At 66.3% G+C, this 25,012-nt stretch carries 21 protein-coding genes; all 21 read left to right on the top strand.

Going from position 1 to position 25,012, the window contains the following annotated elements:
• Positions 1-254: 254 nt before the first annotated feature.
• Entirely contained in the window at positions 255-1,328 is a 1,074-nt protein-coding gene (gene pheA / locus VJ307_09450; protein ID HJX74367.1) for a prephenate dehydratase, read from the top strand.
• A gap of 61 nt (positions 1,329-1,389) precedes the next feature.
• Positions 1,390-2,412, top strand: a complete 1,023-nt coding sequence (aroF, locus tag VJ307_09455; GenBank protein ID HJX74368.1) for a 3-deoxy-7-phosphoheptulonate synthase — start codon at positions 1,390-1,392, stop codon at positions 2,410-2,412.
• Complete coding sequence (locus tag VJ307_09460) at positions 2,409-3,251, top strand: prephenate dehydrogenase (protein HJX74369.1); 843 nt, start codon at positions 2,409-2,411, stop codon at positions 3,249-3,251. The genes aroF and VJ307_09460 overlap by 4 nt, the downstream gene beginning before the upstream one ends.
• A 540-nt stretch (positions 3,252-3,791) precedes the next feature.
• Complete coding sequence (gene aroA, locus VJ307_09465; GenBank protein ID HJX74370.1) at positions 3,792-5,069, top strand: 3-phosphoshikimate 1-carboxyvinyltransferase; 1,278 nt, start codon at positions 3,792-3,794, stop codon at positions 5,067-5,069.
• Complete coding sequence (cmk, locus tag VJ307_09470) at positions 5,066-5,761, top strand: (d)CMP kinase (GenBank protein HJX74371.1); 696 nt, start codon at positions 5,066-5,068, stop codon at positions 5,759-5,761. Before aroA ends, cmk begins: the two co-directional genes overlap by 4 nt.
• On the top strand, positions 5,758-6,648 hold the full coding sequence (ispH, locus tag VJ307_09475) for a 4-hydroxy-3-methylbut-2-enyl diphosphate reductase (GenBank protein HJX74372.1): 891 nt from the start codon (positions 5,758-5,760) through the stop codon (positions 6,646-6,648). The genes cmk and ispH overlap by 4 nt, the downstream gene beginning before the upstream one ends.
• A gap of 81 nt (positions 6,649-6,729) precedes the next feature.
• Positions 6,730-8,490 carry a 30S ribosomal protein S1 gene (locus VJ307_09480; GenBank protein HJX74373.1) on the top strand — a complete coding sequence of 587 codons (1,761 nt, stop codon included), beginning with the start codon at positions 6,730-6,732 and terminating at the stop codon, positions 8,488-8,490.
• A gap of 13 nt (positions 8,491-8,503) precedes the next feature.
• On the top strand, positions 8,504-9,409 hold the full coding sequence (gene sppA, locus VJ307_09485; GenBank protein ID HJX74374.1) for a signal peptide peptidase SppA: 906 nt from the start codon (positions 8,504-8,506) through the stop codon (positions 9,407-9,409).
• A gap of 22 nt (positions 9,410-9,431) precedes the next feature.
• Positions 9,432-9,710, top strand: a complete 279-nt coding sequence (locus VJ307_09490) for an integration host factor subunit beta (protein ID HJX74375.1) — start codon at positions 9,432-9,434, stop codon at positions 9,708-9,710.
• A gap of 9 nt (positions 9,711-9,719) precedes the next feature.
• Complete coding sequence (locus tag VJ307_09495) at positions 9,720-10,214, top strand: HIT domain-containing protein (GenBank protein HJX74376.1); 495 nt, start codon at positions 9,720-9,722, stop codon at positions 10,212-10,214.
• A gap of 25 nt (positions 10,215-10,239) precedes the next feature.
• Positions 10,240-12,852 carry a DNA mismatch repair protein MutS gene (gene mutS / locus VJ307_09500; GenBank protein HJX74377.1) on the top strand — a complete coding sequence of 871 codons (2,613 nt, stop codon included), beginning with the start codon at positions 10,240-10,242 and terminating at the stop codon, positions 12,850-12,852.
• Positions 12,849-14,003, top strand: coding sequence for an N-acetylmuramoyl-L-alanine amidase (locus VJ307_09505; protein ID HJX74378.1), 1,155 nt, complete (start codon positions 12,849-12,851; stop codon positions 14,001-14,003). The genes mutS and VJ307_09505 overlap by 4 nt, the downstream gene beginning before the upstream one ends.
• Positions 13,984-16,683: a [protein-PII] uridylyltransferase gene (glnD, locus tag VJ307_09510; GenBank protein ID HJX74379.1), complete on the top strand. Its 2,700-nt coding sequence runs from the start codon at positions 13,984-13,986 to the stop codon at positions 16,681-16,683. Before VJ307_09505 ends, glnD begins: the two co-directional genes overlap by 20 nt.
• A 19-nt stretch (positions 16,684-16,702) precedes the next feature.
• Positions 16,703-17,248: a metallophosphoesterase gene (locus tag VJ307_09515; GenBank protein ID HJX74380.1), complete on the top strand. Its 546-nt coding sequence runs from the start codon at positions 16,703-16,705 to the stop codon at positions 17,246-17,248.
• A 6-nt stretch (positions 17,249-17,254) separates the two neighbouring features.
• On the top strand, positions 17,255-18,148 hold the full coding sequence (xerD, locus tag VJ307_09520) for a site-specific tyrosine recombinase XerD (protein ID HJX74381.1): 894 nt from the start codon (positions 17,255-17,257) through the stop codon (positions 18,146-18,148).
• Positions 18,149-18,155: 7 nt separating this feature from the next.
• A complete protein-coding gene (locus VJ307_09525; GenBank protein HJX74382.1) occupies positions 18,156-20,789 on the top strand; it encodes a CBS domain-containing protein in 2,634 nt (877 codons plus the stop codon).
• A gap of 87 nt (positions 20,790-20,876) precedes the next feature.
• Positions 20,877-21,593, top strand: a complete 717-nt coding sequence (locus VJ307_09530) for a site-2 protease family protein (GenBank protein HJX74383.1) — start codon at positions 20,877-20,879, stop codon at positions 21,591-21,593.
• Between the two features lie 13 nt (positions 21,594-21,606).
• Positions 21,607-22,587, top strand: coding sequence for a tryptophan--tRNA ligase (trpS, locus tag VJ307_09535; GenBank protein ID HJX74384.1), 981 nt, complete (start codon positions 21,607-21,609; stop codon positions 22,585-22,587).
• An 85-nt stretch (positions 22,588-22,672) separates the two neighbouring features.
• The gene (locus VJ307_09540; protein HJX74385.1) at positions 22,673-23,419 is read left to right on the top strand and encodes a segregation/condensation protein A; all 747 of its coding nucleotides are present in this window, start codon (positions 22,673-22,675) and stop codon (positions 23,417-23,419) included.
• Complete coding sequence (gene scpB, locus VJ307_09545) at positions 23,385-24,347, top strand: SMC-Scp complex subunit ScpB (protein HJX74386.1); 963 nt, start codon at positions 23,385-23,387, stop codon at positions 24,345-24,347. The genes VJ307_09540 and scpB overlap by 35 nt, the downstream gene beginning before the upstream one ends.
• Before the next feature lie 18 nt (positions 24,348-24,365).
• On the top strand, positions 24,366-25,012 hold a 647-nt coding region (locus VJ307_09550; protein ID HJX74387.1), incomplete at its 3' end, for a pseudouridine synthase.

A 25,012-nucleotide genomic window follows, 5' to 3' on the forward strand; every position in this document is an offset into this window, starting at 1 on the left:
GCCAGCCCTTTGTCGGACTCCCTGCGCCCGGCTCGGCGTACCGCCAGTACGCCTGCGCCGTGCTCGGTCGTCCTTCGCGGTCTGACGGCGCATCCGCTTCGCCTCGGCTGCCGACCCTTCCGGGGACAGGCCCCTCGCTCCAGCTTCGTTGCGCTTCTTCGCCATACTCAACGGTATGCCTCAGTCGCGCGCCTTGCTGGCGCGGCGCATCGACGCTCTCGGTGCGTCAAGCTATTTACGAGACGGTACACCAGTTGACCAGGGACCGGATGAAGGAGCTTCGCGAGGAGATCGACGCGATCGACGACCAGATCCTCTCCCTCCTGAATCGCCGCGCGCAGGCGGTGATCGAGGTCGGCAAGATCAAGATGGAGCAGAACCTTAGGTACTACGTCCCGGAGCGCGAGGTGGAGATCCTGCGCCGCCTGACCGCGTCCAACCCCGGGCCGTTCCCGGCCGAAGCCCTGAAATCGATCTACCGGGAGATCATCTCGGCCTCCCTCGCCCTCGAGAAGCCGTTGAGCGTCGGGTTTCTGGGCCCCCGGGCGACGTTCACCCACATGGCGTGCCTCAAGCGCTTCGGGGAGAGCGCCGACTACGTCCCGCAGATCAACGTCTCCGAGGTGTTCGAGGCGGTGGAACGCGGGAACGCCGACTTCGGCGTCGTGCCCATCGAGAACTCGAGCGAGGGGATCGTGAGCAACACCCTCGACATGTTCGTCGACCACAACCTGCTCATCTGCGGCGAGATCCTCATCGAGGTGGACCACGACCTCCTCTCGGTCACGGGCGACATGGAGCACGTGAAGAAGGTCTACTCCCACCCCCACGCCATCGCCCAGTGCCGCACCTGGCTCGAGCGGAACCTGCGCGACGTGCCGGTCTACGACGTCGAGAGCACCGCACGGGCGGCGGAGCTGGCGATCGACGATCCCTCCGCGGCGGCGATTGCGGGGGAGGCGGCCGCCAAGATCTACGGGCTGAAGGCGATCCGGAAGCGGATCCAGGACAACGCGAACAACTTCACCCGGTTCATCATCATCGGGAAGATCGCCCCGGAGCGGACCGGGAACGACAAGACTTCCGTCCTGTTCTCCGCCCGGGACGAGGTGGGCGCGCTCCACCAGATGCTGGAGCCGTTCGCCCGCAACCGGATCAATCTCACGAAGATCGAATCCCGCCCCGTGAAGAAAAAAGCGTGGGAATATCTTTTCTTCCTCGACATGGAAGGGCACATCACGGACGATCCGGTGGCGCGGGCCCTGGACGAGCTCCGGATGCGCGCCTCGTATCTGAAAATCCTCGGCTCCTACCCCCGGGCGATCTGACCGCGAACGAAAGCGCGGAGGCGGCGGGGAAGGCGGCAGGCGGGACAGGGGGGATCGGACCATGATCATCGTGCTCAAGGCGGGCGCCACCGGCCGGGAGGTCGGCCAGGTCGAGGAAAAGATCAAGGCCTACGGCCTCACGGCGCACATCTCGCGGGGGGTGGAGCGCACCATCATCGGCGCCATCGGGGACGAGCGGAAGATGCAGCCCGAGGCGTTCGAGGGGATGGAGTGCGTCGAGAAGGTCCTCCGCATCCTCAAGCCGTACAAGATCGTCAGCCGCGACTTCCAGAAGGAGGACACCGTCATCACGGTGCGGGGCCAGAAGATCGGCGGCGGCACGGTGGCGCTCATCGCGGGCCCGTGCGCGATCGAGGGGAAGGAGATGATGCTCGAGATCGGGGGGGAGGTCGCCTCGTCCGGGGCGTCGTTCCTCCGCGGGGGCGCCTTCAAGCCGCGCACCTCCCCGTACGCGTTTCTGGGGCTGGGGGAGGAGGGGCTCCGGTACCTCGCCGAGGCGCGCGAGGCGACGGGCCTGCCGGTGGCCACCGAGCTCATGGACCCTCGCGACATCGACCTCGTGGTCCGGTACGCCGACGTGATCCAGATCGGGGCGCGCAACATGCAGAACTTCCGGCTCCTGACCGAGGTGGGCCGCCTCGACAAGCCCGTCATCCTCAAGCGCGGGATGAGCGCGACGATCATGGAGTGGCTGATGTCGGCCGAATACATCGCCTCGGAGGGGAACCGGGAGATCATCCTTTGCGAGCGCGGGGTCCGGACCTTCGAGTCGGCCACCCGGAACACCTTCGACGTCTCGGCCATCCCCGTCGTGAAAAGCCTCTCCCATCTTCCGGTGATCGCCGACCCGAGCCACGCCGCGGGGAAGATGAGCCTGGTCGAGCCGCTCGCCGCGGCCGCCATCGCCGCCGGCGCGGACGGCGTCATGGTGGAGGTCCATCACGACCCCGAGACGGCTCTCTCCGACGGCCCGCAGTCCCTGCGGCCGGAAGCCTTCCGGGAGATGGTCGTGCGGCTGAAAGGGATCGCGACCGCCGTGGGGAAGAAGCTGGGGAACGCGTGATCGCGCAGCGGATCGGGATCGTGGGGCTGGGGCTCATCGGCGGGTCGCTCGCCCTCTCGCTGAAAGGGAAGCCGGGCGCGCCCGAGGTCTGGGGGTGCGACCGCCGGAAGGACACTGCCCGGATGGCGAAAGAAGCCGGCGCCATCGCCCGTGCCTGCACCGAGACCGGAATCGCGTCGTGCGACGTCGTCGTGGTGTGCGTGCCGGTGATCCGGTCCGTCGGACTCATCCGGCGGCTGGGAAAAAGGATGCGGCCGGGGTCGGTGCTGACCGACGTCGGAAGCGCCAAGGCGGAGATCGTCCGGGCCGGGCAGGGGAGCATGGCGCGCGGAGCGGAGTTCGTCGGCGGGCACCCGATCGCGGGGACCGAAAACTCCGGATACGCCGCGGCGGACCCCTCCCTGTTCCGCGGGAGGACGTCGATCATCACCCCGTCGGGAAAAAACAGCGAGGCGGCCCTGCGGCGCGTCGAGGCGCTGTGGAGAATGACGGGAGCCCGGGTGCTGCGGATGGACCCGGAAACCCACGACCACGTCTTCGCCTACGTCTCCCACCTCCCCCACGCCGTCGCCTACTCCCTCGTCCATTCCGTGGCGACCCTCGATTCCCGGGTCCCTCTCGGGTACTCCGCGGGGGGGTTCCGGGACTTCACGAGGATCGCCTCGAGCAACCCGGAGATGTGGAAGGACATCGTCCTCCAGAACCGGACCGAGGTCCTCCGGGCGACCGCCCACTACCGGAAGAATTTCACGCAGCTCGAGGGGCTCATCCGCCGGGGGGACGAAAAGGGGCTGCTGGCCTATTTCCGGAAGGCGAAGCGGACGAGAGACCGGCTGTAGTGTACCGTCTCGTAAATAGCTTGAAGCACCGAGAGCGCCGATGCGCCGCGCCGGCAAGGCGCGCGACTGAGGATGGGGGGGGACACTCCTGGGTTATTCGCCGAGAAAATCAGGAGTGTCCCCCTTGTTGCAAGAAGCGCAACGAAGCTGGCGCGAGGGGCCTGTCCCCGGAAGGGGCGGCAGCCGAGGCGAAGCGGATGCGCCGTCAGACCGCGAAGGACGACCGAGCACGGCGCAGGCGTACTTCCGGTACGCCGAGCCGGGCGCAGGGAATCCGACAAAGGGCTGGCGGTGCAGACCGAGCCGCAGGCGCCGGTCGCCCAAAGGGCTGCCTTTTCTGCTGCGACCAGCGATCCCCGGGCTGCGTCGGGCGTGCTCGTCGCTCGCTTGTGCGGCGTACTGACCGTACGCCTCCGCGCTCGCTCCTGCGCTTGCCCGCCTCGCCTCGGGTCTCCCTTGTCTCGCGACGAAACCCTTCCGGGGACCGGCCCCCTGTAGCGGCGATCGAATGCCAAGGGATTTGCGAGACGGTGCACTAACATGGGGAAAACGGCGAGGATATCGGGGACCGTCACCGTCCCCGGGGACAAGTCGATCAGCCACCGGGCCGTGATGTTCGCCTCGATGGCCGACGGGCAAAGCCGCATCCGGGGCTTCCTCCCCGCGGAGGACACCCTGCGCACGGTGGGGATGATGATCGCGCTGGGCGTCGATATCCGGGAAAGCTCCCCCACGGAGATCCGCGTCAACGGGCGGGGGATGCGGGGGTTCACCGAGCCGCAGGATGTCATCGACGCGGGGAACTCCGGGACCACGATCCGGATCGGGTCCGGTCTCCTCGCCGCCCAGCCCTTCGTTTCCGTCGTGACGGGCGACCCGTACCTTCGCCGCCGGCCGATGGGGCGCATCGTCCTCCCGCTCACCCGGATGGGCGCTACGATCACCGGGCGGAAGGGGAACACCCTTCCTCCCCTCTGCATCCAGGGGGGGGACCTGCGCGGGATCCGGCACGAGATGCCCGTCCCCTCGGCCCAGGTGAAGTCGTCGATCCTGCTCGCCGGCCTCCACGCCGACTCCCCGGTGACCGTCGTCGAGCCGCTCCCTTCGCGGGACCACACCGAGCGGATGCTCCTGTCGATGGGGGCCAGGGTCGCGCGGGAAGGGAACGAGGTCACCGTCTTCCCGGCCGAGCGGCTCCATCCTCTCGCGATCACCGTCCCGGGGGACATCTCGTCGGCGTCGTTCTTCCTCGTCCTGGCCGCCTCCGTTCCCGGCGCGATCCTCCACATTCCCGGGGTGGGGGTCAACCCGGGAAGAACCGGCCTGATTTCCGTGCTGCGCAGGATGGGCGCGGGCGTCCGGTTCGAGTCTCCCCGGGAAGAGGGGGGCGAGCCGGTGGCCGACATCGTGGTCGAGGGGCGCGGCCTTGCCGCCACGGAAGTTCCCCCCGAGGAGGTCCCCGCGCTGATCGACGAGGTTCCGGCGATCTGCGTGGCCGCCGCCCTGGCGGAGGGCCGCACGGAGATCCGCGGGGCGGGCGAGCTTCGCGTCAAGGAGTCCGACCGGATCGGGGCGATGGTCAAGGAGCTTTCCTTCCTCGGGGTGCCGTGCGGAGAATACCCCGACGGCCTGTGGGTGAAGGGGCCGGCCCGGATCACCGGGGGACAGCGGGTCGAAAGCCACGGGGACCACCGGATCGCCATGGCGTTTCTCGTTCTGTCCGCGGCATCGGGCGTCCCGGTGGAGGTGAACGACACGGCGTGCATCGCCACCTCGTTCCCCGGGTTCCCCGAGAAGTTGCGGGAGGTCCTCGGGTGAGGGAAAGGCCGATCGTGACGATCGACGGCCCCTCCGGGGCGGGGAAGACGACGGTTTCGAAACGGCTTGCGCAGCGCGCCTCCCTTACCCGGATCGACACGGGTGCGATGTACAGGGCGTGCGCCCTGGCGGCCCAAAGGGCCGGAATTTCCTGGTCCGAAGGGAAGAGGCTCGGCGCCCTGTGCGCGGAGCTTCCGATCGGGTTCCGGCGGGAAGGGGGGGAGGAGCGGGTCACCCTGTCCGGCGAGGACGTGACCGACGCGATCCGCACCCCCGGGATCAGCATGGGGGCGTCGGAGGTGTCCGTCCACCTCCCGATTCGGGAGGCCATGGTGGCCCTCCAGAGGAAGATGGGGGAAGGAGGCGGGGTCGTTCTCGAGGGGCGCGACACGGGGACGGTCGTCTTTCCGGACGCCGACGCGAAGTTCTTCCTCGACGCCCACGCGGCGGTCCGTGCCCTCCGGCGCTACCGCGAGTGGGGGGCGGGGGAAAAGAATACGTACGAGGAGGTCTATCGGGACGTGCTCCGGCGGGACATCCAGGACAGCACGAGGTCGCATTCGCCGCTCCGGATGGCGGAAGGGGTGGTCTACATCGACTCGACGACCCTTTCGGTCGAAGAGGTGGTCGAGGAGATGCTGCGCGTCATTCCGCAGCCCGCGCCCGAAGCCGGGGGGGGCAAGACGTCGTGAGACGCATCCTCATCGCCCGCAGCGCCGGTTTCTGCTTCGGCGTGAAAAGGGCGATCTCGCTGGCCAACGAAACCGCCGGGGCGGGGGAAGGCGCTTCCCCCCCGGAGCCCCCGATCTACTCGCTCGGTCCCCTCATCCACAACCCCCAGGCGGTGCAGGAGCTCGAGGAACGGGGGGTGCATGTCGTCCGGTCGGTGGATGAGATCCCTTGCGGAAAGGTCATCGTCCGCTCCCACGGCATCACCCGGCCGGATCACGAGTCGCTGGTCGCGAAGGGGGTACGGATCATTGACGCCACCTGCCCCTTCGTCAACAAGGCGCAGGAGCACGCACGGTCGTTGAGCCGCGAGGGGTACGCGATGATCGTGGTGGGCGACGCGAACCATCCGGAAGTAAAAAGCATTATCAGCTACATCGAGCCCGGGGTGCCGGTCTTCACCTCGCTTTCCGACATCCGGGACACCGCCGGGACCAGGAAGGCGGGCATCGTCGCGCAGACCACCCAGTCGTTCGAGAACCTGATGAAGTTCGTATCCGCGGCGCTTGCGAAATTCCCCGAGGTGCGCGTCTACAACACGATCTGCCACGCCACGACCCTCCGGCAGAAGGAGTCGACCGCGGTGGCCGGGAAGGCGGACGTCATGATCGTCCTGGGCGGGTACAACAGCGCGAACACGAGGCGCCTCGCGCAGATCTGCAAGGAGATCAACCCCCGGACGCACCACATCGAGACGGCCGCCGAGCTCTCCCCCGACCTCGTGGCGGGGACGACGTGCGTCGGGGTGACGGCGGGGGCCTCCACGCCGCAGTGGATCATCGACGACCTGGTGGCGAAGATCCGGGAGATCTGGCGGGGCGAAGAGGTCGGCGTGGCTTATTACAAATGAGAAATCCGGGATTTTCTGTTATAGGTTGCATTGTTTACGGGATATGATATACGAGCAGAACCATTGACGAGGAGCGGCATCATGGATAACAAACCCGAGAACCAGGACCTCCCCGAGGGGAAAAACGGGAAAACGACCGAGGAAACGCCGGAGACCGGAAGGGCGGACGAGGATTTCGAAACCCTCTACCAGGAAAGCCTCGAGAACCCCGAGGAAGGCGAAATCATCCACGGGGTGGTGATCAAGGTCCTCAAGGAGTACGTGGCGGTCAACATCAACCGGAAGTCCGAGGGGATGCTCCCCCTGACCGACCTGACGGAAGAGGAGAGGGAGACCCTCTCTCCCGGCGATCCTCTCGACGTGATGGTCGAGCGGTACGACTCCTCGCAGGGATTCGTTCTTCTCTCTCGGGAAAAGGTCCTGAGGGCGAGGATCTGGGACGATCTGCAGAAGGCCCACGACGAGGGGACCCCCGTCCAGGGCAGGATCGTGGCAAAGGTGAAGGGCGGCTTCACGGTCGATGTCGGGGGGGTGAAGGCCTTCCTGCCGGGGAGCCAGGTCGACATCCGGCCGGTGCGGGACAACGAGGCCGTGATCGACCTCCAGGGGAAGTTCAAGGTGTTGAAGCTTTCCCGCAAGAAGGCCAACGTCGTCGTGTCGCGCCGGGTCCACCTCGAGGAAGAGCGGGAGACCCGGAAGAAGGTCCTGCTCGACAGCATCCGGGAGGGGGACGAGGTCGAGGCGCGGGTGAAGAACATCACCGATTACGGCGTCTTCATGGACCTGGGCGGACTCGACGGGCTGATGCACATCACCGACATGAGTTACGGCAAGATCGCCCATCCGTCCCACATGTGCAAGGTCGGCGAGTCGCTCAAGGTGAAGGTCATCCGGTTCGACCGGGAGAGGGGGCGCATCTCCCTGGGGCTCAGGCAGATGCGGCCGGACCCCTGGCTCGACATCGAGCAGCGGTACCGCGTGGGAAGCAGGCTCTCGGGCCGCGTCACGAACATCACCCGGTACGGCGCGTTCATCGAGCTCGAGCAGGGCGTGGAGGGTCTCCTCCACGTCTCCGAGATGTCCTGGAGCAAGCGGCTCAAGGACCCCTCCGAGGTCATGAAGCCGGGGGACGCCGTCGACGTCGTGGTCCTGAAGCTGGAAAAGGAGAACAAGAAGATCTCCCTGGGCTACAAGCAACTCCTCGTGAACCCCTGGGAACAGCTCCGGGCGGCGCACCCGGAGGGGTCGGTGGTCGAGGGCGTGGTGAAGAACCTCACCGATTTCGGCGCGTTCGTCGACATCGGCGAGGAGATCGACGGCCTGGTCCACATCTCGGACATCTCCTGGAACCAGCGGGTCAAGCACCCCGGCGAGGTTCTGAAAAAAGGGGAGAAGATCGGGGCGAAGGTGCTCAAGATCGACCCGGAGGCGCACAAGTTCTCGCTCGGGATCAAGCATCTGACCCCGGATCCGTGGGACGGGGTCGAAGGCCGGTTCAAGAAGGGCGACCACGTCGTCGGCCGCATCACCCGGGTGGCCGACTTCGGCGTCTTCGTCGAGCTCGCGGAGGGTGTGGAGGGGCTCGTGCACATCTCCGAGCTTTCCAAGGAGAAGGTCGAAACCCCGGGTGCCCTGTTCAAGGAAGGGGACGAAGTGGGGGCCGTCGTCCTCTCCGTGGACCGCGCCAACAAGAAGATATCCTTAAGCATCCGCTCGTATCAGGACGGTGTGGATCGCAAGGACGTGGAATCCTACCTGAAGCAGCCCACCGAGCTGCAGGAAACGTCGACCGCTCTGGGGGAGGCGATGCGCCGGGCCCAGATGAAGATGAACGAGGAGTGACCGCGGGGTTCGGATGAGCGCAGAAAGGTTTTCCTACACCCCGTCGCGCCCGCGGCGGCCGCTCCTTCGCGGGTGCCTGATCATGGTCCTCGTCCTGGGGGCGGTCTTCGGCCTTCTCGCCGTCGTGTCGAAGATGCAGGGGTTCTCCTTCGTGCGGGGGGAGAAGGTCGCCATCCTTCCGATCAGCGGGCTGATCACCGACTCCGAGGGGACGATCGAGCAGCTGAAGAAATTCGCCAAGGACGACTCGGTGAAAGCGATCGTCGTGCGGCTCAACACGCCCGGAGGGGGGGTGGGCCCCTCCCAGGAGATCTACGAGGAAGTCCGGAAGATCCGCGGGAAGAAGGTGGTCGTGGCGTCCATGGGCGCGCTGGCGGCCTCGGGAGGGTATTACATCGCCTGCGGGGCCGACAAGATCTTCGCCAACCCCGGGACGATCACCGGCTCGATCGGGGTCCTCATGCAGTTCGTGAACGTGAAGGATTTGATCGAGAAGATCGGGGTGAAGGGGTTCGTGATCAAGAGCGGCAGCTTCAAGGACACCGGCTCCCCGGTCCGGGAGATGAGCCCGGAGGAGAGGAAGCTCCTCCAGAGCGTGATCGACAACGTCCACTCCCAGTTCGTGAACGCCGTGGTCGAGGGGCGCAAGCTTCCGCGCGAGGACGTCCTGGCGATCGCGGACGGCCGCATCCTCTCCGGGGAGCAGGCGAAGGAGCTGGGCCTGGTCGACGCGCTGGGCAACCAGGAGGATGCCGTGGCCGAGGCGGGGAAGATGGCGAAGATCGAAGGGGAGCCCCGGGTCGTCACTCCCCCGAAGAAAAAGTTTTCCATTCTGGATTTGCTAAGGGAAGAGGCGAAAAGTATAATCGACGAGAAATTGGCGCAGACCCGTACCCGGATCGACTACCTTGCACAATAATTTTTCCGGAGGAGACACAAGGATGACGAAAAGCGATCTGGTGCAAAAACTGTCGGAGAAGATCTCCACCCTGACCAAGAAGGAGTGCGAGGTCATCGTGGACACGGTCTTCCAGAACATGAGGGACGCCCTGCATCGGGGGGAGAAGATCGAGATCCGGGGCTTCGGCAGTTTTACGGTCCGCCTTCGTCGGGCCAAGGAGGGACGGAACCCCAAGACCGGGGAGAAAGTCTCCATTCCCGAGAAGCGGATCCCTTTTTTCAAAGTCGGCAAGGAACTGCGGGAACTGGTCAACGGCTGACCGCTTCCCATGGAAAGGATGTTCTCTCCCTGGCGGATGGAGTATGTCCGGGGGGGCGGCTCGGGCGGGCCCCGGTGCATCTTCTGCCTCGGGGAGGAGGACCGCCGGGACCCCGAGCGTCTGGTCCTGGGCATCTATCCGAACACGCTCGCGATCTGCAACCGGTATCCCTATAACAACGGGCACGTGCTTGTCGCCCCGCGCCGTCACGTCGACGACCTGACCCTCCTGTCGGGGGAGGAACTGAGAGAGCTCATCTCCCTCGTCGCGCTGGGGTCGAAGGCCCTCGCGGAGGAGTACTCCCCCGAGGGGTTGAACGTGGGGATGAATTTGGGCAAGGTCGCCGGGGCGGGGATCACCGAACACCTCCACATCCACCTCATTCCCCGCTGGGGCGGGGACACCAGTTTCATGACATCCGCCTTGACGACGAGGGTCCTCCCCGAGTCGCTCCCGCAGACGCACGGCCGGCTGTCGGTCCGTTTCGGTGCGCTGACGCCGTAACGCAACAAGGGGATTCGGAAGGAAGATGTCTACCCAGCTCACTCCCGCGATGCGGCAGTACGTGGAGATCAAGTCCCGGTACCGGGACTGCATCCTCTTCTTCCGCATGGGCGATTTCTACGAGATGTTCTTCGAGGACGCCATCCGGGCCTCCCGCCTGCTTGACATCGCGCTCACCTCCCGCGACAAGGAGGCGAACATCCCGATGTGCGGGATCCCGTACCACGCCCGCAACGCCTATCTCTCGAAACTGATCCGGCAGGGGTGCAAGGTGGCGATCTGCGAGCAGATCGAGGAGCCGGGGGGCCGGGGGCTGTTCCGCCGGGAGGTGACCGAGGTCGTGACCCCCGGGCTTGTCTTCCACGAGGAGTGCCTGGACGCACGCGGGAACAACTTCCTGGCCGCCGTGCGGTTTGCCCCCCCCTTCGCCTATGCGGCCCTCGACGCCACGACGGGGGAGTTCTTCTACGAGGCGTGCGACTCGCCGGAAAGCCTGGCCGACGCCCTGTACCTCCTGGCCCCCGCCGAGTTCGTCTTCCGGGAAGGGGAGGGGGCGCCGCCGGCCGCGGGGGCCGGCGGGGCGAAGGGGCGGCTCGGGAGGATCCTGGAGGGAAAGCTCGCCACATCGCTGTCCCCCGTCGCCGTCGACGGCTTTTCCGTCCCGCGGACGATCGAGGGCCTGCCGGGGGCCGACCACCCCGCGCACGGCGCGGTCCTCGCCGCGCTGTATTACCTGCACCTGCATCAGCCCGCCGCGCTCGCGGAAGTGTCGCGCGCGACCGAACGGGAGGGGCGCCGGTACCTGGCGATGGACGAGACCGCCGTGCGGACGCTCGAGGTCTTCTCGACGCTGTCCGGGGAGCGCAAAGGGAGCCTCCTATGGGCGGTGGACCGCACCCGGACGCCGATGGGGGCGAGGCTCCTTCGGGCCTGGATCTCCGCGCCCCTCGTCGACGTGGCGCGGATCGGGGAGAGGAACGGGGCGGTCGCCGAGCTCGCGGAGAACCCCGCGGACCGCCGGGAGCTCGGAGGCCGGCTCTCCGGCATGCCGGACCTGTCCCGGCTGGCGTCCCGGCTCGCCCAGGATCGATCGGGCCCGAGGGACGTCGTTTCCCTGTCCGCGGCGCTTGCGATCCTGCCCGGCATCCGGGAGCTGTTGGCCGGCGCGGCCTCCCCCCTGCTCGCGGGGGCGAAGGACCGTCTCGGGGACCACGGGGAGGTCGTCGGGAAGATCACCGCGGCGCTTGTCGACCCCGCCCCCGCGGGGATGAAGGACGGAAGCGTAATCCGCCCGGGGCACGATTCGCGCGTCGACGAACTGTCGCACCTGCTCACCCACGGGAAGGGGATGCTCGCGGAGATGGAGGCGCGGGAGCGGCAGCGGACCGGGATTTCGAATCTCAAGGTCCGGTACAACCGCGTCTTCGGATACTATCTCGAGGTGTCGCGCTCCCATCTCGAGCGGGTGCCGGGCGACTATGTCCGGAAGCAGACCCTGGTGAACGCGGAGCGCTTCATCACGCCGGAGCTCAAGGACTTCGAGGCGAAGGTGCTGCGGGCCGAGGAGGAGTGCAACGCGCGGGAGGAGGAGCTTTTCCTCGCGCTGCGCGAGGAGCTGAAGGAATATCTGCCGGAGATCACCCGGGCGGCGGAAGCGGTCGCGGAGATCGACGTCCTGTCGTCGTTCGCGGAGCTGGCCGCGGGCAGCGGCTACTGCCGGCCGGTCATGAACGAGGGACGGGAGATCGTCATCGAGAACGGCAGGCACCCCGTGGTCGAGCGGATTCTGGGCCGCCACGCCTTCGTCCCCAACGACTGCCGGCTTGCCCCCGACGGGACCCAGCTCGCCCTGATCACGGGGCCCAACATGGCCGGGAAGTCCACCTACATCCGGCAGGTGGCGCTCATCGTTCTCCTGGCCCACGCGGGCTCCTTCGTGCCCGCCGAGCGGGCGGAGATCGGCGTGGTCGACCGGATCTTCACCCGGATCGGCGCGTCCGACGACATCTCCCGGGGGGAGAGCACCTTCATGGTGGAGATGCGGGAGACCTCCCGGATCCTGGCGGGCCTGACCCCGCGCACGCTCGTCGTGCTCGACGAGGTGGGGAGGGGGACGAGCACCTTCGACGGCCTCTCCATCGCCTGGGCGGTGGCGGAGTTCCTCCACGAGTCCCCGCACCGGCCCAAGGTCCTCTTCGCCACGCACTTCCACGAGGTCACCGACATCGCGCGGACCTCCCCGCGGGCGAAGAACTTTCACGTCTCCGTCCGGGAGTGGCAGGGGGAGATCATCTTCCTGCGCCGCATCGACGAGGGGAGCGCGAGCAAGTCGTACGGGATCCAGGTGGCCCGGCTGGCGGGGCTGCCCGACCCCGTAATCGCAAGAGCCCGAGATATTTTGAAAAATCTCGAATCCGCCGAGTATAATGAATACGGGCTGCCCAGCATCGCCGGACCCGGCTTCCCGGGAAGCGCCGAAAGGAGCCAGATGGAGCTGTTCGGCGGACGCAAGGGGGCCCCGGACGACGACGCCGTGCTCGAGGAGATCCGGAAGGCCGACGCCGATCGGCTGTCGCCCCTGGACGCACTCCTGCACCTGGCGGCGTGGAAAGAGAGGTTGGCAAAGGGGAAACGTTGAGTTCCCTCTCCCGCAATCTGCTCGCGGCCATCGCCGCCGCGTTCCTGCTCTCTCCGCCCCACGTGTTTCCGTCTTCCGCCGGCCTCTCCCTCGTATCCGACATCCGCGCCTGGACGAACGAGGAATACACCCGCGTCGTCATCGACCTGGAGGCGGACGCGAAGTACGAGGCGAACTTCCTGCGCGCCGACCCCGCGAAAAATCTCCCCCCCCGGATCTTCATCGACATCCGCGGGGCGGACCTCCGGGAGCAGATCGTGCGGCAGCCGGTGGAGGTGAACAACGGATTGTTGACCCGCGTCCGCGCGGGCCGGTTCCGGGCGGGCGTGGTGCGCGTCGTCATCGACCTCGAGCGGGAGAGCGGGTACCGCGTGTTCGACCTCTCCGACCCTTCCCGGATCATCGTGGACGTCGAAGGGGCGGGGGATGCCGGGAGACAGCCCGCCGTCCCCGGCCGGGGCGGGAAGATCGTCGTCATGCTCGACCCGGGCCACGGCGGGAAGGATCCGGGGGCGACCGGCCCCACCGGGTTGCAGGAAAAGGACGTTGTGCTGACGATCGGGCGGATGGTCCGGGAGAAGCTCTCCCGGTTCCCCGAGTTCGACACCCGCATGACCCGGGACCGCGACATCTTCCTCCCGCTCGAGGAGCGGACCGCGATGGCCAACAAGGCGGACGCCGACATCTTCGTGTCGCTCCACATCAATGCGAGCCGGAACCGCAGCGCCGAGGGGATCTCCACCTACGTCCTGAGCCACGCCACGGACCGGGAGGCGCTCGAGCTCGCCGCCCGCGAGAACGGGGTCTCCGTGCAGAAGCTGTCCGCGGTCAAGTTCATCATTGACGACCTGTCCACCTACGGCAGGAAGAAGGAGTCGCTCAAGCTCGCCAAGACGGTGAACGACGCCATCGTCCGGAACATCAGCACCCGGCACGGCCCCGTGAACGACCTGGGGCTCAAGCAGGCCCCCTTCTACGTTCTGGTGGGCGCCCGGATGACGGCCGTCCTCGTGGAGACCTCCTTCATCAGCAACCGCAGCGAAGAGGCCCGGCTGCGCCGCCACGAATATCTGGAGACGATCGCCGACAGCGTGGTGGAGGCCATCCGGTATTACGGGGAAAAAGGCGTGCTTGCCCGCGCGGGTTCGTGAGGCGTTCGCGATGTCCGTCCCCCTTTCTCTCGCGGAGACCCTCCGGACGGACCTGTCCGAGCGCGATCTCGTCGAAACCCTGAAATCCTACCTGGCCGGGACCCTTGCCGCCCTGAAGGAGGAGCAGCGCCTCGGGCCGGGGGGAGGGCTGGCCGCCTGCCGGAAATATTCGGACGCGATGGACAACGTGGTGCAGGCCCTGCACGACCGCGCCCGGGGGAAGTTCCTGTCCTCCGCGCCCGACCTGAAATACCGGCTGGCGGTCATCCCGGTCGGCGGCTACGGACGGCGGGAACTGTGCCCGAAATCCGACATCGACCTTCTCTTCCTCCACCCCTACAAGGTGGACCCGTACGTGGAGGCGATGACGGAGCGGATCCTGTACCCCCTCTGGGACCTGGGGCTCGACGTCGGGCACAGCGTCCGCAACGTGAAGGAGACGATCAGGATGGCGTCGGCGGACGACTCGATCCGCACGGCGCTCATGGATTTCCGGCTCGTCGCGGGGGACGGGCCGTTCTTCCGGGAGGCGACGAAGGAGATCGAGAAGTTCCTCTTCTTCGTCGAGGCGGACCGCTTCATCGAGAAGAAGCTGAACGAGATGCGGAACCGCCACGCCAAGTACGGGGAGACGGTCTACGTCCTGGAGCCCAACGTCAAGGAGGGGAAGGGCGGGCTTCGCGACATCCACTCCGCCGTGTGGGCGGCGCGGATCAAGTACAAGTGCAAGAACCTGATCGAGCTCCGCAACAAGGGGGTGATCGGCGAGAAGACCGTGCCGGCGATCGGGCACGCGGCGGACTACCTCCTCCGGGTGCGCAACGAGCTGCACTTCCTCGCCGGGAAAAAGGCCGACGTCCTCGCGTTCGAGGTCCAGGATCCGATGGCCGAGATCTTCGGATACCGGACGCGGGGCCGGGACCTGGCGGTCGAGCGGTTCATGCGGACCTACTACATGAACGCCTCCGTCACCTCCCATCTCGCCGAGGAGCTTCTCGAGCAGGTCGACCGGTATCTCCCCGGGGGGACGCGGAGGTCTTTCTTTTCGTTCCAGAAGAAGGTCGACGGCGTCGGGATCCTCTACAAGGGGAAGCTCGCCCCCCTGGCCGGGGTCTCGTTCCCGAAGGAGCCGCTCCGGATCCTCGAGTTCTTCCGGGCCATGCAGAAGACCCACTCGACGCCGACGGCGGAAGCCAAGAAAAGCATCCAGCGCGCGTTGGCGATCGTGGGGCCCGGATTCCGGGAGGACCGGAAAGCGGCGGAGATCTTCCTGTCGATCCTGTCGGACCCGCACCACCTGCACGAGACGCTCCTCTTCATGCACGAGTGCCGGTTCCTGGGGAAATACATCCCGGAGTTCGCGACCCTGTCTTTCCGGGTGCAGCGGGACATCTACCATGTCTACACGGTGGACATCCATCTCATCCTGGCGGCGAGCATCCTTCCCGCCCTCGAGGGAAAAAGCGCGCGCACCCCCGAGGAGGAGGAGTTTCTCGCCATCTACCGGTCGATCCCCCGGAAGGAGCTTCTCGTCCTCGCGGTCCTGCTCCACGACATCGGGAAGGGGAAAGGGCACGGGCATTCCCGCATCGGGGCGGAGATCGTGGCGCGGGTCGGCGAGCGGATGGGGCTTGCGCAGAGCGAGATCGACGACCTTGTCTTCCTCGTGGAGCACCATCTCCTCATGGCGCACGTCTCCCAGCGCAGGGATATGCACGACATCGAGCTGATCATCGGGTTCACCGAGACGGTACCGACCCAGGCGAGGCTCGACATGCTCTACCTGTTGACCTACGCCGATCTGCGGGCGGTCGGCCCGGACGTGTGGACCCAGTGGAAGGCGATGCTCCTGCTCGAGCTCTACGAGAAGGCGAAGAACGTCCTCGAGACCGGGAAGCTCAAGCGCCCGTTCGTGGAGCGGCCGCGGCAGCGCCGCGAGCAGGTGCGCGAGATGCTTTACGGCTTTCCGGACGACGATGTCGCGCAGTACCTCGCGCGCTTCGACGACCGGTATTTCCTGGGTACCCCCGACGGGCGGTTCGTCGAACACCTGCGCATCCTTTCCGCCTACGACGGCGCAACCCCCCGGATCGAGTCGTTCGACTCCCCCGAGTCGGGCACTTCCGAGCTCATCATCGTCTGCCCGGACCAGCACGGCCTCTTCTCCAAGATCGCCGGCACCCTGTCGGCCAACGGGGTCAACATCCTGAACGCAACGATCTCCACGTCGGCGGACGGGATTGCGTTGGACACCTTCTACGTCACCTACATGGGCAAGAGCCTGAAGGACACCAGGAAGAAGGACCGGGTGGCTACGGACCTGTCCGCCGTCCTGCGCGGGGGAACGACCGTGGAGTCCCTGGTCGCCGAGGAAAAGGTTCCCCGGTTCGTCCGGGAGAAGGTGACCAAGTTCCGCCCGACGCACGTGGTCTTCGACAACTCGGTCTCCTCCCGGTATACGGTCGTCGACATCTTCACCTACGACCGCATCGGGCTGTTGTACGACATCACCCGGACGCTCGCGGCCCTGGAGCTCAACATCGTCCTGTCGAAGATCTCCACGAAGGCGGACCAGGTGGCCGATGTCTTCTACCTCATGGACAAGGACGGGAAGAAGATCCTCCTCCCGGAGCGGCTCGAGGAGATCCGCCGGTCGCTCCTCGAGGCGATCGGCGACTGAAGGCAAAGAGGGCGCAACGGTGAAGGCGGGGATCCTGTCCGACACGCACGACCAGAGGGCGTTCGCCGAGGACGCCCTGGCCCTATTCCTACGGGAGGGGGTCGGGGTGATCCTGCATCTGGGCGACGTCTGCCGGCCGGACACGATCGTCGCGTTCCGGGATTGCGGGATCCCGCTGATCGGCGTCTTCGGAAACAACGACTACGACAAGGAGGGCTTGCAGGCGGTCTCCGGGAACGCCTTCCACCCGGGGCCGCACATGCCCGAGATCGACGGGCGGAAAATCCTCATGTCCCACTCCTTCGACGAACTCCAGGAAGAGATCGGCGAGGGGGGGAATTTCGAACTGATCCTGTTCGGCCACACCCACCGTCCGCTCGAGATGAGGATAGGGCGTGCCCTGATCGTGAACCCCGGCGAGGGGTGCGGGTTTCTGAGCGGCAGGCCGACGTGCGCCGTGATCGACCTGGCCACGATGGAGGCGCGCATCCGCGAGATCCGCCCCGGCGTCACCGGCGACGCCGAGCTTTCGGGGGACGCCGCCCATCAGCCCGGGAAACGGTAGGCGGAAATGGACATCGACGCCCTTTCGGACGCCTTCCTCTTCCACCTGCGGACCGAGCGGCGGCTCTCGGGCAACACCGTCGAGTCGTACGGCTTCGACATGCGGCGGTTCTCCTCGTTCGTCCTCTCCGCGAAGGTCCCGCTTGCCGGGTTCTCCCGGTCGCACTTCCTCTCGTTTCTTTCCTCCCTGCGGGAGGAGGGGCTCTCCGCGCGCAGCGCCGCCCGCCACGTCTCCACGGTGCGGTCGTTTTTCAAATACCTCGTGCGGGAAGGGATCCTGTCCCTGAATCCGATCTCGGAGGCCAGGGGGCCGAAGACCGGGCGTCCGCTGCCCAAGTACCTGACCCTGTCCGAGGTGGATTCCCTTCTGTCCGCCCCGGACGGCGAGACCCCCGAGGGGATGCGGGACAAGGCGATGCTCGAGCTCATGTACGCGTCGGGGCTGCGCGCCTCCGAGGTCGTGTCGCTACGGATGGAAAACGTGGAGTCCCACGCGGGATTCTTACGCGTCCTGGGCAAGGGAGGGAAGGAGCGGGTCGTCCCCGTCGCCCAATCCGCTCTCGACACGCTGGAGGAGTACATGAAACATGGGCGCCCCCGGTTTCTCAAGAAAAAGGGGGCGAGCAACGTCTTGTTCCTCTCCCGCCTGGGCCGTCCGATCACCCGGCAGACGCTGTGGAACCGGATCGGCCGGTGGGCAAGGGAGGCCGGGATCCGCGACCGGGTCACCCCGCACACGCTGCGCCACTCGTTCGCCGGGCACCTGCTGGCGGGCGGGGCGGACCTGCGGGCAGTCCAGGCGATGCTCGGGCACGCCGACATCTCGACCACCCAGATCTACACGCACGTGACCGCGGAACGGCTCCGGGAGATCCACAAGAAGCATCACCCGAGGGGGTAGGCGCCGCGTGGAAGTCATCACCACTCACATCAACGCGGATTTCGACACCATCGCCTCCATGATGGCGGCCCGCAAGCTCTACCCGGGCGCCGTCCTCGTCCTGCCCGGCTCCAAGGAGGAGACGGTGAAGGGGTTCCTCCTCCAGTCGGCCCTCTACTCGCTCGAGATGAAGAAGCTGCGCGAGATCGACATGGACAAGATCACGCGCCTCATTTTCGTCGACATCCGGAACTCCTCCCGGGTCGGCCCCTTCCGGGACCTGATCGGCAGGCCTGGCGTCGACGTCCACGTCTACGACCACCACCCGGAAGGGGACGCCGACATCCGCGGCAGCGTGGAGGTGATCAAAAAGGTCGGGTCGACGACGACGATCCTCGTCGGGATCCTGAAGGAGCGGGGGATCCCGATCACCGCGGACGAGGCCACGGTGATGATGCTCGGGATCTACGAGGACACGGGGTCGCTCTCCTTCCCCTCGACGACCGTCGAGGACTACCTCGCCGCGGCGCACCTTCGGGCCTGCGGGGCGAACCTGGGGGCGGTCTCGGACATCCTCGCCAAGGACTTCACCGCCGAGCAGATCTCGCTTTTGTACGACCTCATCCAGGGGTCGAAGGCGTACACCGTCCACGGCGTGGAGTTCGTCATCGCCGAGGCCCGCCGGGAGGAGTACATGGGGGACCTGGCCGTCCTCGTCCACAAGCTGCGCGACATGGAGGCGGTGAACGTCCTGTTCGCCGTCTGTCAGATGGGGGACCGCGTCGTCCTGGTCGCCCGCAGCCGCAAGCCCGAGGTGGACGTCGGGGCGGTCATGCGGGAATTCGGCGGAGGCGGGCACCACTACGCGGCGTCGGCCACCGTCAAGGACGCCACGATCTTCCAGATCCGGGAGAGGATCCTCAAGGTCCTCGCCGAAAAGGTCATTCCCCGGCGCACGGCGGCGGACCTCATGGTCTCTCCGGCGCGCCACGCCACGGTCGAAAACACGATGACCGATGTCCGCTATCTCCTCACCCGGTACAATATCAACGCCATGCCGGTCCTAAAAAACGGCGATGTAATCGGCATCATCACCCACCAGGTTGTGGAAAAGGCGCTTTTTCATGGGCTTGGCAATGAAAATGTCGAGGATTACATGAATGACGACTTCGACACCGTCACCCCGGAGGAGGGGATCGATCGGGTCCAGGAGATCATCATCGGACATAACCAGCGCCTGGTCCCGGTGCTCTCGGAAGGGAAGCTGACCGGGATCATCACCCGGACCACCTTCCTCCGGTTCCTCCACGACGTTCGGGACGTGGTCCACCCCGGTCCCGGGGAGGACGTCCCCACCGAGGGGATCCTCGCCCGGCACAAAGTCATCCACAACCTGATGCGGGAGCTCCTCCCGGCCCAGGTGTTCCAGCTTCTGGTCGACGCCGGGGAGGTGGCCGGGCGGATCGGGATGCAGGCCTACGTCGTCGGCGGGTTCGTGCGCGACCTGGTGATGCGCAACCCCAACCTGGACGTCGACATCGTGGTCGAGGGGGACGGAATCGCCTTCTCGGAGGCCTTCTCGCAGGATCACCCGTGCCGGGTCCGGCCCCACCACAAGTTCGGCACGGCGGTCCTTGTCTTCCCGGACGGCTACAAGGTCGACGTCGCCACGGCGCGGGTCGAGTATTACCGGGAGCCGGCGGCGCTGCCCACCGTCGAGTACAGCAGCCTGAAGCTCGACCTCTACCGGCGCGACTTCACCATCAACACCCTGGCGGTCCGGCTCAACCCCGGGGTGTTCGGGGAGCTGATCGACTTTTTCGGCGCCCAGCGCGACATCAAGGAGAGGGTGCTGCGGATCCTCCATTCGCTGTCCTTCGTGGAGGACCCGTCCCGGATCCTGCGGGCCATGCGGTTCGAGCGGCGATTCGGCTTCGCCATCGGCCGGCACACCCAGAACCTGATCCGCAACGCCGTCCGGCTCGACCTGATCGGGCGTCTGCCCAAACCGCGCCTCTTCAGCGAGCTGGAGCTGATTCTGAAGGAGGAGGAGCCCATCGGGATCCTGCGGAGGCTTTCCGACTTCCACATCGGCCCCTCCCTTCACCCGAAGATCACCCTCGACAAGGCCCAGATCACCCTGCTGGAGGAGACCTCCGAGATCCTCGTCTGGTTCTCCCTCCTTTTTTTGGAGGAGAAGGTGGAGCGGTGGGCGGTCCTCTTCCTGTCGCTCCTTACCCCTCTGTCTCCCGACGAGGCGAAGAAGTTCGCCACCGCCTTAGGCGTCGGGCGCCGGGTTAGGGAATGGGTTTACGTCGCCAAGGACGAGGCGGACGACATCACCCACAAGCTCCTCTCCGCCCGGATCGTCTCCCGCAAATTCGTCTACGACTGCCTGAGCCCGCTTCCCAACGAAGTGATCCTTTACCTGATGGCCAAGGCGAAACACAACGATATCAAAAGGTATATTTCCCTCTATTTCACGCAGCTCAAGTACGTGCGGCCGGTCATTACGGGAAAGGACCTGAAAGACCTGGGATACCTCCCCGGCCCGCTGTACAAGCAGATCCTGGACGAGGTCCTGGAGCGCAAGTTCGTGGGTGAGCTGCGCACCAGGGCGGACGAGATGTCCTTCGTCCTGACCCGTTTTCCCAAGCCGTGATATCCTCCCGCATCCGTCCGTGACCGCCCACGCCGCGGACCCGATCTGGTAATATAGAATCTTAACGGAGAAAGGGGATTTTCCAGGTTGTTCGACATCGCTTTGTTCCTCCACAGGCTCTCCGTCGAAGCGCTCCCCCTGGTGCTGGCCATCACCTTCCACGAGGCGGCGCACGGGTACGTGGCGCTCCGGAAAGGGGATCCGACCGCCCAGATGCTCGGCCGGGTGACGCTCAACCCCCTGGCGCACATCGATCCGATCGGGACGATCCTTCTGCCGGCCTTTCTCATCCTGTCCGGCTCCCCGTTCCTCTTCGGGTGGGCCAAGCCGGTCCCCGTGAACTTCCGGCTCCTCAGGGACCAGAAGCGCGACCCGATCTACGTCGCCTCGGCCGGGGTGGCGACGAACTTCGTCCTCGCCGCCATCTCGGGGGTCATCTTCCGAATCATCGGAATGATCGATCCCGTCGTCATCCAGAAGGCTTTCTTCCAGGGGCTTGCGGCCCAGCCGCTGAATTCCCTCCAGATGGTCCTGGTCCCTCTGGCGCTCATGTGCGTCGCGTCGGTCAAGTGGAACGTCCTGCTGGCGATCTTCAACCTGATCCCGATCCCCCCCCTGGACGGCGGCCGGATCGCGGTGGGGCTTCTTCCGTACGGGCCCTCCCAGGCGCTCGCCTCGGTCGAGCGGTACGGGATGCTGGTCATCATCGCCCTGTTCATGTTCGACCCGTTTGGTATAATCCGGGGGATCATTTACCCCGTGATGAACCTGCTCTTCGCGATCTTCCTGGGTGGATTACCGTAAAGGGGGAACCTGCGTGCGCAAGCGGACGTTGAGCGGCATGCGGCCGAGCGGCAAACTGCATCTCGGGCACTACCTGGGCGCCCTCAAGAACTGGAGGGATCTCCAGGAGGAGAACGACTGCTTCTACTTCGTGGCCGACTGGCACGCGCTCACCACCGAGTACGAGCGCACGGAGATCATCGGGGAGAGCATCGACGACATGATCATCGACTGGATGGCGTCGGGGATCGACCCGAAGAGATCGACGATCTTCATCCAGAGCCACGTGCCCGAGCACGCCGAGCTCCACCTGCTCCTGTCCATGATCACCCCGCTGCCGTGGCTCGAGCGCAACCCGACCTACAAGGAGCAGCTGCGCGAGCAGACGTCGCGGGACCTGCAGACGTACGGCTTCCTGGGATACCCTGTCCTTCAGGCGGCCGACATCCTCATGTACGACGCCTCGTTCGTGCCGGTGGGGATCGACCAGGTCCCCCACCTGGAGCTGACGCGCGAGATCGCGAGGCGGTTCAACTTCCTCTACCGGGAAGTCTTCACCATCCCCGAGGCGTACCTGACCGAAACGCCCAAGATCCTGGGGACCGACAACCGGAAGATGAGCAAGACGTACGGCAACGCGATCCTTCTGTCCGACACCGCGGAAGAGGTCTGGGACAAGGTCAAGCCGATGGTGACCGACCCGGCGCGGGTTCGGCGCAACGACCCCGGCAACCCCGAGATCTGCAACGTCTTCTCGTACCACAAGATCTTCTCCGACCCGGAGACGATCGAGAAGGTCAACGTCGGGTGTCGCACCGCGGGGATCGGCTGCATCGAGTGCAAGAAGTGGATGTTCGAACGCATGGAGAAGGTGCTCGCCCCCGTCCGCGAGAGAAGGAAGGAGATCGTCGAGAGCGGGATCTCCGTCCGGGAGCTCCTGAAGGCAGGGACGCAGCGGGCTCGGGAGGTGGCGGCGAGAAAGATGAGCGAGGTGCGCGACGCTGTCCGGATCTGATCGAGACGACGGGAAGCGGTACGAAGACGCCGGCCTGGCGGACGACGGGCACCCGTCCGGAAACGGCCAGGCCCCGGGGATCGAGGTGAGGCTCGAGGTCTTCGAGGGGCCGCTCGACCTGTTGCTCCACCTCGTCCGCGAGAGCCGTCTGGACATCCACGACATCCCGATCGCGAAGATCACCGAGCAGTACCTGGCGTACCTCGACGTGATGAAGGCGCTGAACCTGGACGTCGCGGGCGAGTTCCTCGTGATGGCGGCGACCCTTCTCTACATCAAGTCGCGCTCGCTTCTGCCCCGGCACGACGACGAGCTGGAGCCGGAGGAGGACCCGGAGGTGATGCGGGCCGAGCTCTCCCGCCGGCTGGTCGAGTACGAGCGGATGAAGGAGGCGGCGGCGCGTCTGGGCGACCGGCCGCTTCTGGGGCGCGACGTCTTCGTCCGGGATTTTCTGGGCGAGGAGATCCCGGAAGGGGAGGTGGCGATCACCGAGCTTTCGCTCGCCGACCTCATCTCCGCCTTCCAGGACGTCCTCGAGAAGATGCCGAAGGAGGAGGGGGTCGAGATCTTCATCGACCGGCTCTCCATGGCGGACGCCATCGCGCACCTGCTCGACCGGATCCGGGAGGACGGGGCGATCCGGTTCGACCGGCTTCGGGAGGAATTCACGACGAGAAGCGAGGTCCTCTCCTTCTTTCTGGCGATACTGGAACTGATCCGGCTGAGGGCGGTCAAGGCATACCAGGCGACCCCGATGGGGCTCATCACGATCGTGCCCGCCGTCCGGGAGGTGGAACATGGAACAGGAACCGAAGATTCCGACGCAGGATGAAGCGGCGGCGGGGGCCCCCGCGACGCCCGCGGAACGGGAGATCGCCCGGGCGGCCTCGGCGCTCGAGTCCCTGCTGCTCGTCTCCGCGCAGCCCCTTCCCCTGGAAAAGATCGGCCAGCTCCTGGGCGGCCTCTCGAAACAGGAGGCGCGCGCGGTGGTCGACGCCGTCAAACGGAAATATTCCTCGGACCTCTCGGGGATCCTCGTCGAGGAGGTGGCCAAGGGGTTCCAGATGCGCACGAACCCCGCCAACCAGGAGTTCGTCCGCAAGCTGTTCGACAGCCGCCCCGCGAGGTTCACCCGCCCGTCGCTCGAGACCCTGTCCGTGGTCGCCTACAAGCAGCCGGTGACCCGCCTCGAGATCGAGCAGATCCGCGGCGTCGACTGCGCCGGGGCGCTGAAGACCCTGATGGAACGCCGGCTGGTGAAGGTCGTCGGGAAGAAGGATGTGCCGGGCCGGCCGTTTCTCTTCGGGACGACCCGGGAGTTCCTCGAGGTCTTTTCCCTTTCCAGCCTCGCCGAGCTTCCCTCGATGCGCGACATCGAGGAGTTCCTCTCGGCGAAGACCGGCACGCCGGCGCCCGAGCCTTCCTCGGGCCCGGAATTTTTCGCCGGCTTCGGAGACCAGGGCGGTGCGGGGGAGGAGCTCGCGGCGGAACTTACCGAGGCCGAGCACGGGGACCTCTTCCTGTCGACGGCCAGCGAGCTGCCGCAGGGGATCTCGGACGACGTGCTGGTCGAGGCGGCGTCCAGGACGGAGGTGGACACGACCGAGATGAAGCCTCTTACCCCCGCGGGGAAGGGATTCTCCAAGTTCGCCCTGACGTCGGACCACTTCTCCTCCGACCCCGCCGAGCCGCTGGTGATCCCCTCCGCGGACCCGGCGGTCCGATCGGACGACGAGGGCCCGGAGCAGCCGGAAGACTGACCGGGAAATGGGATCGTCATGCCCACCGACAGGCTGAATCGGTACATCTCCCGCGCCGCGGGGGTTTCCCGCCGCACCGCCGACGAGATGATCCGCAAGGGGAGGGTGACCGTCGGGGGGAAGCGCGAGCTCGACCCGGGATTTCCGTTCGACCCGTTCCGCAGCGAGGTCCGCCTCGACGGCAACCTGGTGATCACCGTGCAGGAAGAGAAGATCTACCTCCTGGCGAACAAGCCGGACAGCGTCGTCACCACGATGAGCGACAAGGAGGGGAGGAAGACCGCGGCGTCGCTGGTGGGCGAGCTCTCCTCACGCGTCTACCCCGTCGGGCGGCTCGACTACCACACGACCGGCCTGCTTCTTTTCACCAACGACGGGGATCTCGCCTACAAGCTCACGCACCCCCGGTTCGGCGTCGAGAAGACGTATGTCGCCAAGATGAAGGGCGTCCCCACGCCCGGTAAGCTCGACGTGTTGCGCCGGGGCCTGCCGATCGAGGGTGTGCTGACCAACCCCGCGAAAGTGACGTTTCTCGAGGCCCGGGAGGGGAAGGCGTGGGTCTCGATCCGGATCGCCGAGGGGCGGCATCACCAGGTGCGCAAGATGTTCGAGGCGATCGGGCACCGGGTGATGAAGCTTCGCCGGGTGGCGATCGGCCCCCAGGA

This window comes from Candidatus Deferrimicrobiaceae bacterium (assembly GCA_035256765.1).
Classification (GTDB): domain Bacteria; phylum Desulfobacterota; class Deferrimicrobia; order Deferrimicrobiales; family Deferrimicrobiaceae; genus CSP1-8.

Bases quoted from the DNA above. Each gene is read 5' to 3' on its own strand.
- xerD (HJX74381.1), top strand. From the start codon at position 17,255: ATGGACATCGACGCCCTTTCGGACGCCTTCCTCTTCCACCTGCGGACC.
- aroA (HJX74370.1), top strand. From the start codon at position 3,792: ATGGGGAAAACGGCGAGGATATCGGGGACCGTCACCGTCCCCGGGGAC.
- VJ307_09495 (HJX74376.1), top strand. From the start codon at position 9,720: ATGGAAAGGATGTTCTCTCCCTGGCGGATGGAGTATGTCCGGGGGGGC.
- scpB (HJX74386.1), top strand. From the start codon at position 23,385: ATGGAACAGGAACCGAAGATTCCGACGCAGGATGAAGCGGCGGCGGGG.
- mutS (HJX74377.1), top strand. From the start codon at position 10,240: ATGTCTACCCAGCTCACTCCCGCGATGCGGCAGTACGTGGAGATCAAG.
- sppA (HJX74374.1), top strand. From the start codon at position 8,504: ATGAGCGCAGAAAGGTTTTCCTACACCCCGTCGCGCCCGCGGCGGCCG.
- VJ307_09480 (HJX74373.1), top strand. From the start codon at position 6,730: ATGGATAACAAACCCGAGAACCAGGACCTCCCCGAGGGGAAAAACGGG.
- VJ307_09490 (HJX74375.1), top strand. From the start codon at position 9,432: ATGACGAAAAGCGATCTGGTGCAAAAACTGTCGGAGAAGATCTCCACC.
- aroF (HJX74368.1), top strand. From the start codon at position 1,390: ATGATCATCGTGCTCAAGGCGGGCGCCACCGGCCGGGAGGTCGGCCAG.